6 protein-coding genes are annotated in these 7,066 nt (G+C 68.8%); 1 reads left to right on the forward strand and 5 read right to left on the reverse strand.

The genetic code is table 11. The features are described from left to right. Positions 1-174: 174 nt before the first annotated feature. The 3 genes from AB0442_RS41215 to AB0442_RS41225 all read right to left on the reverse strand — a co-directional run bounded on the left by AB0442_RS41215 (position 175) and on the right by AB0442_RS41225 (position 3,071). Positions 175-1,224: an HTTM domain-containing protein gene (locus AB0442_RS41215; protein ID WP_366168660.1), complete on the reverse strand. Its 1,050-nt coding sequence runs from the start codon at positions 1,222-1,224 to the stop codon at positions 175-177. Further along, on the reverse strand, positions 1,214-1,777 hold the full coding sequence (locus AB0442_RS41220) for a DUF5819 family protein (RefSeq protein ID WP_366168661.1): 564 nt from the start codon (positions 1,775-1,777) through the stop codon (positions 1,214-1,216). The genes AB0442_RS41215 and AB0442_RS41220 overlap by 11 nt, the downstream gene beginning before the upstream one ends. A gap of 289 nt (positions 1,778-2,066) precedes the next feature. Next, entirely contained in the window at positions 2,067-3,071 is a 1,005-nt protein-coding gene (locus tag AB0442_RS41225; RefSeq protein WP_366168662.1) for an ice-binding family protein, read from the reverse strand. A 692-nt stretch (positions 3,072-3,763) separates the two neighbouring features. On the opposite strand from AB0442_RS41225, the gene AB0442_RS41230 reads away from it, so the two are divergent. Continuing rightward, a complete protein-coding gene (locus tag AB0442_RS41230) occupies positions 3,764-4,408 on the forward strand; it encodes a class F sortase (RefSeq protein ID WP_366168663.1) in 645 nt (214 codons plus the stop codon). Positions 4,409-4,949: 541 nt separating this feature from the next. Here the strand turns inward: AB0442_RS41230 and AB0442_RS41235 are convergent. Continuing rightward, positions 4,950-6,140, reverse strand: a complete 1,191-nt coding sequence (locus AB0442_RS41235; RefSeq protein WP_366168664.1) for an ISAs1 family transposase — start codon at positions 6,138-6,140, stop codon at positions 4,950-4,952. Between the two features lie 143 nt (positions 6,141-6,283). Then, positions 6,284-6,475 (reverse strand): hypothetical protein, encoded by a 192-nt coding sequence (locus tag AB0442_RS41240; RefSeq protein WP_366168665.1) that lies wholly within the window; start codon positions 6,473-6,475, stop codon positions 6,284-6,286. Between the last annotated feature and the right edge of the window lie 591 nt (positions 6,476-7,066).

Raw genomic sequence — 7,066 nt, forward strand, 5'->3', positions numbered from 1 at the left:
ACAGCGTGAACCGGAGGTCGTCACCGTTTCCGGTGAATCCCCATGTGGGTGAACGGATCGCACATCCTGGCGGTCACGGAAGGTTAAAACTCAAGATAAAACGGGAGGGCGGCCTCGGAACTGTCGTGCGGGCCGTTGCCGCTGGAGGCCCGGACCGTTCGGGTTGTGCTTCGGTCAATGGCCTTCGGGGATTCGGGGGGCGGGCGTGCCCAGGGCTGGTGGGGTGGGTGCGGGGATGGGCGTTCGGGGATGGGCCCTGCGCACGGAGGCTTGGGCGGTTCGGCCGAGGCGTAGGAGGAGGGCGTCGGGGAGGAACACGGCGTCGGCGGTGATCATGGCGAAGGAGAAGAGGGGGAGCCCTAGGAGGAGGGCGATCCCGAGGTGCATGCCGAGCAGGACGGCGAGAACGGTGTACTTGACCTTGCTGAACAGGGTGAAGGGGAAGGCGACCTGGACGAGTACGGTCAGGTAGCAGACGGCCGTGAGGAGCAGCGGGTGGCTGTCGGCCAGTGCCGACAGTGCGGGCCAGGGCCGGAACAGGTCGAGGTGGAGGGCGTAGTGCAGTGCGGTGCCGTCGCGCCAGAGGCTTCCTTGCACCTTGGAGAGGCCGGCGGAGCCGTAGAGGATGCAGACCTGGGCGGCGATGACGAACATGCCGCAGTTGTGGAGGAGGACGGCCAGTCGGCTGCGGACGGGCTCGGCGTACCGGCGCCAGGGGTGCACGGGCCCGGGGGTGGGGCGGGCCGACCTTGCCCGGCGGGAGTCCAGCGACCAGCGGCGGCCGCACGCGGTGAGGGCGAGGTAGGTGGCCATCAGTGCGATGAGGTTGTCGCCGCCGTCCGTCATGAGGACGGCACGGCTGTGGAACGAGGTCACCACGAGGGCGAACAGGACGGAGACCGCCCTGGTGTGCCATCCCAGGGCGAACAGTGCGGACGTCACGAGGGCGAGCACGTAGCAGGCTTCGAACCAGGTACTGCTGTCCGAGAGGGTGAGGATGGTGAATTCACCGTTTTGTGCCTGGAGTTCGCGTGCGAGTTCCGGTGTCCACGGCGAGCCGGGCCCCCAGATCTCGTCGCGGTGCGGGAACTCCCGCAGCAGGAAGGTGAGGTAGAGCAGCCCGTAGCCGATCCTGAGCAGGGCGGCGGCGCGCAGGGACACGGCGCGTTCGGTGAGGAAGGCGAACGCGCGGGTGACGGGGTCGTGGCGGGGGTCAGCGGTCATGGGATTCCACCTGCCACCAGGGGAGGTACCTGGCGTTGGAGGGCGTGCTGCCGGAGGGTGCGGTTCGGGGGGTCGATCGCCCGGGTGGTGCGATCGGCGTGCCGGTGACGCGCAACTGGACGGCGTCGAAGGCGGGCGGTGCGTTGCCGGTCAGGCGCCGGGCGGCGATGTTCGCCAGGTACTCCTGCAGCATCCGTGCACGTTCCGTTGTGGGCCGGTCGGTGGGGCCGTTCGTTTCCAGGTAGGCGGCCCACGCGCGGCGCAGCATGTTCTGCGCTGTGTGGCTGGGGAACGCGCTGTGCCGTACGGCGGCGTCGTCGATCGCGGTCAGGTCCTGCCATGCGCCGGTCTGCCGGGAACCGTCCGGGGCCGATGTCGATGCCCGGGCCGAGATCTGCCAGCGCACCGACTCGGGGTTCGGGGCGAACAGTTGCCAGTTCTGCTCGAAGTAGGGGTAGATCCAGGTATCGATCTGCCGTTGGTACTGCCGGGAGACCGCGTTGGACGGTGCGATGTGCAGGAACACCAGGCAGACATGGGTGACTGCCGCCATGACGCACAGGACGGTCGCAACGGCCACCGTGATCGCGGCTGGCAGCGACAGGGCTTGGTCCGAGGACGGGGCCTCCGCCGGTTCGGCCGACGTCGGGGAGGCCTCCGTTGCGGGGGAGATGACGGAGCATCCGGGGGGTGGCCCGCTGTGGTCGGTGTCGTTCATCGCTCCCTCTCTGCGGGCCTGCACTTGCGCGTGTCTGTGGGTGGATGTATCCGGCCGACGTGCGGTGATGTCCCCGCGCGAGGTCACTCGCGTGGGGACATTCACGCCCGTCCCGGGTCGTGGGTCAGGAGACGGACCGCGCGCGTCGGCGCAGGACGAAGACCCCGGCGCCCGCCAGTGGCAGTCCGATGAGCGCGGCGCCCGCCGCGATCTCGATGGTGTTCGGCCCTCTGACTGAGCCGCCGACACCCGTGTCCACGCCGCCGACGGGAGGCCGCCCGTGGCCACCACCGTTGCCGGCCCCACCGTTGCCGGCCCCGCCGGTCGTGCCGCCGGTTGTCCCGCCGGTTGTCCCGCCGGTTGTCCCGCCGGTTGTCCCGCCGGTCGTGCCGCCGGTTGTCCCGCCGGTCGTGCCGCCGGTCGTGCCGCCGGTCGTGCCGCCGGTTGTCCCGCCGGTCGTGCCGCCGGTTGTCCCGCCGGTGGGGCACGTTTCCCGGGTGATGGTGTTGGTGTCCAGGGTGACGGACCCGTTGCGGGCCAGGGCCCGGCCGTCAATGGTCGCCCCGGTAGTGGCCGAGATGGACGTCAGCGCCAGGATGTTCCCGACGAAGGTCGAGTTGGTCCCGATGGTGGCCGAGCTGCCGATCTTCCAGAAGACGTTGCAGGGCGCCGCGCCGTTCACCAGGAGCACCTGGCTCGCGGAGGCGGTGGTGAGCGTGGAGCCTACCTGGAAGATCCACACCGCATTCGGGTCGCCGTGGGCGTCGAGAGTCAGCGTCCCCGTCAGTCCGATCGAGGAGGACGCGGTGTAGACACCCGGATCCAGCGTCTGGCCGCCGAGGTCGCCCGAGATGCTGGCGTCCGAGGCCTGCCCGGCCGCGTTGTTGTAAGCGACGGTCAGGTCGGTCTGCGCCTGCTGTGCGACGGCGTCGGCGGAGTGGATGACACCGTTCACCGTGCCGGGAGGAAAGCCGGTCACCGAGGTCCCCGGGCTCACCCCGACATCCCCCGTGATCGTGCTCGGGCCGGTGTTCGTGACGGACTGGCCGGCCAGGACGGCGAAGCTGTCCGCCGTCCCGAGCGGCACCGCCACGCCGATCGCGTGGGCGGGGGTCGGCAGAACTGCCATCCCCGCGGCGGAGACGGTCAGTAAGAGCGCCGCGGAGAACCGGACGGTGAACCCGCGGCGGGAAGGTGGTGCCGAGACAGCCGAGTTCATTTAGGTGCCAATCTCTCGGGAGGACCTAATGGAATTGAATTCAAGAGGCCGAAGACGTGAGATCTCTTCCCAGGGCTACAAAATGGGGAGGCAATTACGATTCCCTCTTCTAGATGCAGCCCTCCGAGCGGAGATCGCATGCAAATACGATATGCGGCCAGCCCGGTGCGTCCACGCCATTGAGGTCGGCGCATACGGGTGACTCTTCGTGATCAACAGTGCAGGTCTGCACGGCGCTTGACTAGCGTCGACGATCGGAGAATTCCCCACCCTGGTGCTCGCGTAATTCCCCATGGAACGGCGGTCGCCCCTGGGAGGCCTCTGGGGGATTAGTGGCCGCAGCCCTGGGGAATTACGTGATCGTCCACAACTTGCAATCAGGTAATGGACGGCCCGGGCCCAGTAGGTCGGGCGGTGGTCCGATGTGTGCGCATCACCCGTTCGGTCTCGGGGTGTCACCGCACTGCGCTGTCGTCGGATGAAACGATGAGAGAACCTCGGATCGGCCCATCCCGGTGGCCCCGAGTTCGCCGGGGCCGGCCGCTGACACTTTCCTCCGCGTCGCGGCGAGGCGACGCTCACACCCGGACGAGGAGACGGCAGTGCGCGGATTCAGAGTGTTGTGGGCCGCGATCGTCACGGCCTCCCTGATTCTCGTCGCCGGGGTGTGGCTCGTCAGGGAAGGCCACCGCACCGAACTGCCACCCCAGCCGACCGCGGCACAGATGTTCTCCACGCCCCCCAAGGCCACCGACCAGCCGGCAGCCACACCCGCGACGCTCGCCATGAGCGCCTCGCCACCCACCCGGATCCGCATCCGCACCATCGATGTCGAAGCCCCCGTCACTCCCATCGCTCTCGACGACAAGGGCCAACTCCAGCCACCCCCACCCGACAACAACAACCTCGTTGGCTGGTACCAGGCAGGCGCTGCACCTGGCCAGAACGGCACCGCCGTGATGGCCGGCCACGTCGACAACAAGCACGGGCCCTCCGTCTTCTATGCTCTGGGCCGCCTGCACCCGGGAGCCGAGGTACACATCGACCGGAAGGACGACACCACCGCCGTCTTCACGGTCGACGCAGTCGAGGTCTACCCCAAGGACCACTACCCCAGCGACAAGGTCTACGGCCGAACGGGCCGACCGGAACTCCGCCTCATCACCTGCGGTGGCGACTTCACCAAGAAGACCGGCTACCAGGGCAACGTCGTCGCCTACGCCCACCTGGTACGCACCGGGACCTGACCACCAGCCGCCCCGATAGCCAGCCGGGCCGCGCACGCCGCGCGATACTGCGCCGAAGCCCACCGGCACCTGCCCGCCCCGGCCGCCTCACCACCCGGCTGCGCCCGCGGCACGGCGGCACCGGACTACCCGCGCGCCGCGGGACGAATCATCCGCAGACACAGCAACCATCTCCGCCAACCTTGATGGCTCACGTGATGAATCACCGGCAGCCTCGGCAGCCAACCCGGCCAACCTTGATAGCCCACGTGACGAATCACTGGCAGGCCCCGCCAACCCGCCAGGACCGACCATCCACCCGCTGCTCCTGGGCGACGACGAGGTCGGCCAAGCCGAGCTGCGCCCCGACGGCTGGGCCGCCTCTACGGCCGCTGCCTCCTCGACCCTGCCACCGGAGCCGGCGTCCGTTTCCGCACGCTCGACGAAGCCGCCGCCGCTGTGGCTGGCCCCATCGGATCGGTTGTGGGTCGTGGTTCTGGTCTGGGGTGTTGTGGGTGGGATGGCAGGGCTTCGGCATAGTCGAGTGGTGTCCCTTTTATGATCACGCAAGGCCGAGGAGCCCGAGCGGTCGCCGGGGGTCGCGGGCGTTGCGGCGGAGGGCGGCGGCGATGTTGGTGACGCCGGTCCGTTTTAGGGTGCCGATGGCCAGGTTGCGGAAGGTCGCCATCGCGCGGGGTGCGTTGCCTGTCCGCAGTTGGGAGGCGTCCTCGGCGAAGGTGGTGTCGCGGATGTGGTGCAGGGCCTCGATGTTCCAGTGGTCGCGGATCAGCTGGGCGAGTTGGGCCGCGGTCGTCTGGGCGGCAGTGAGGCTGGTGACCGCGTAGACGGTCTTGATGGTGGTCGTTCCAGTCTTGCGGTTGGTGCGACGACGCTTGATCTGGATGGCCTGGCGGGCGCCGGGGAAGAGCAGATTGTTGACGGTGGCGACCTTGATCCGGCGGATCTCGGAGCGTCCGTGGCTGGTATTCCTGGTGCGGCCCAGCAGCGGGATGTCCCTCCAGGGAAGGGACCTCAGCTGTTTGCGGAGGCTCTTCTGGTTGTCCTTGGCGATCGCGATGTAGTGCGCCCTTCGGCCGAGGAGGTAGGTGGCGTGGTCGCGCTGGGTGTGCATCGCGCCGCTGGTCACGACTACTCCGGCCAGGTCCGCGACGGCGTCCAGCAGCGGCTGGAAGCAAGTGATTTCGTTCGTCTTCTCGCCGACGTCCAGCTGGGCCAGGACCAGGCCGGTGGTGTGCTCCATCGCGGCGATCAGATGGATCTTGCGGCCGTGGGCCCTGGCGACTCCTCGCAGGCTCTTGCCGTCCACGGACACGCCACGCAGGCCGCTGGCGCCCTTCGCCTTCGGGTGGCGGTCCGAGAGCCAGCGGCCGACCGCCCGGTCGAGCGCGTCGCCGTCGATGCGGGCCAGCAGCCGGCGGACCGTCGACTCGGCGGGCCGAAGCCGCGTGGGTAGCAGCGGATCCGGCCGGACGCCGAGACGTTCCAGCACATGGGCCGGGGCGACGGCGCCCCACTCACCGACCGCCACAGCCGATGTCGCCCCGGCCAGCACCGCGCACGCGGTCAGTGCGAGCACAACGACCAAGGCGTGGCGCACCCCGCGCGGATCACGAGGATCCGGCACCTCCGCGAACTGTTCCAGTAGGCCCGGGATCTCCTCGGGCCGGGGCTCGGGCTGCCGGCGGAGCTGGTCAAGAGCAGGCGGGATCGGCGATGATGCGTCGACAGGCACGGTCTTCCACTCGGATCATGGGACGTCGAGAACTCCATGATCTTGGAAGTTCGCGCCTGCCACGTTCCGGGACCCCACCAAGCTGACAGACCGCCACAAACCGCGCCCCACACGAGAACGCTGAAGCCCTGCCGGTCGAATATTCACCATCCGGGCTCCTGCAGCTCCGCCGCGCGCTCGCTCATCACCTCCACAGCGTCGCGCAGCTGAGGACGCGGCCCGGGGTGCGCCTCCAGGATGAGCTTCACCGCGCGAAGCCGCCCACCACTCCTGATCAGCCCGTCCACCTCTTCCCGGACCACCGGCAGCAACGCGTCCCAGATCGAGTTCTCCATGCGCCGATCCAAGCAACTCACCCTCTCCCACCACCACCGTATTAACGGTGCGCCCCGCGCGAAGACCCGCTCAGTGAACCCGGGGTAATGGCGGGCCATGACCCCACCGTCGGGGCCCTCACATCGCCACCCAGGGAAGCCCGTGCCCGCTCTGCATCCAGATCGCCACCAGAACAAATCGGGGCAACCCGCTCACGTCACGACTACGCCGAAGCCCTGGGTGGGATGGGAGGTTGTCGGGGTTGTTCGGGTTGGTGTTTCGCGGTTCCTTGATCGTTTTCTTCGGGGTGGGGCCGTGTTGCGGGTCCCTGGGCTGGGGGTCTCGGTGATGCGTCGGGAATCGTGGGTTGTGTGAGTTGTGGTGGGACTTCTTGCTGGTCTATCGGTAGCCCGATAGGTGGGGCGGCGTGCAGCCGTTGCAGTTGTTGGATGTCCTCGTTCGATCCCGCCTGCGCCGGCGACCAGCTGCTGAATGCCGGCCTCGGCACGGTGCCGCCGGGGGTCGCGCGTGCGGCCGGGGGCAGCCCCAGCCCGGCCGCACGGCGGACGGGGCGTCTGTGCACGCGACACGGTCGTTAAACGGGCCTGGGA

Source organism: Kitasatospora sp. NPDC085895, assembly GCF_040702125.1.
In the GTDB taxonomy this organism is placed as follows: domain Bacteria; phylum Actinomycetota; class Actinomycetes; order Streptomycetales; family Streptomycetaceae; genus Kitasatospora; species Kitasatospora arboriphila.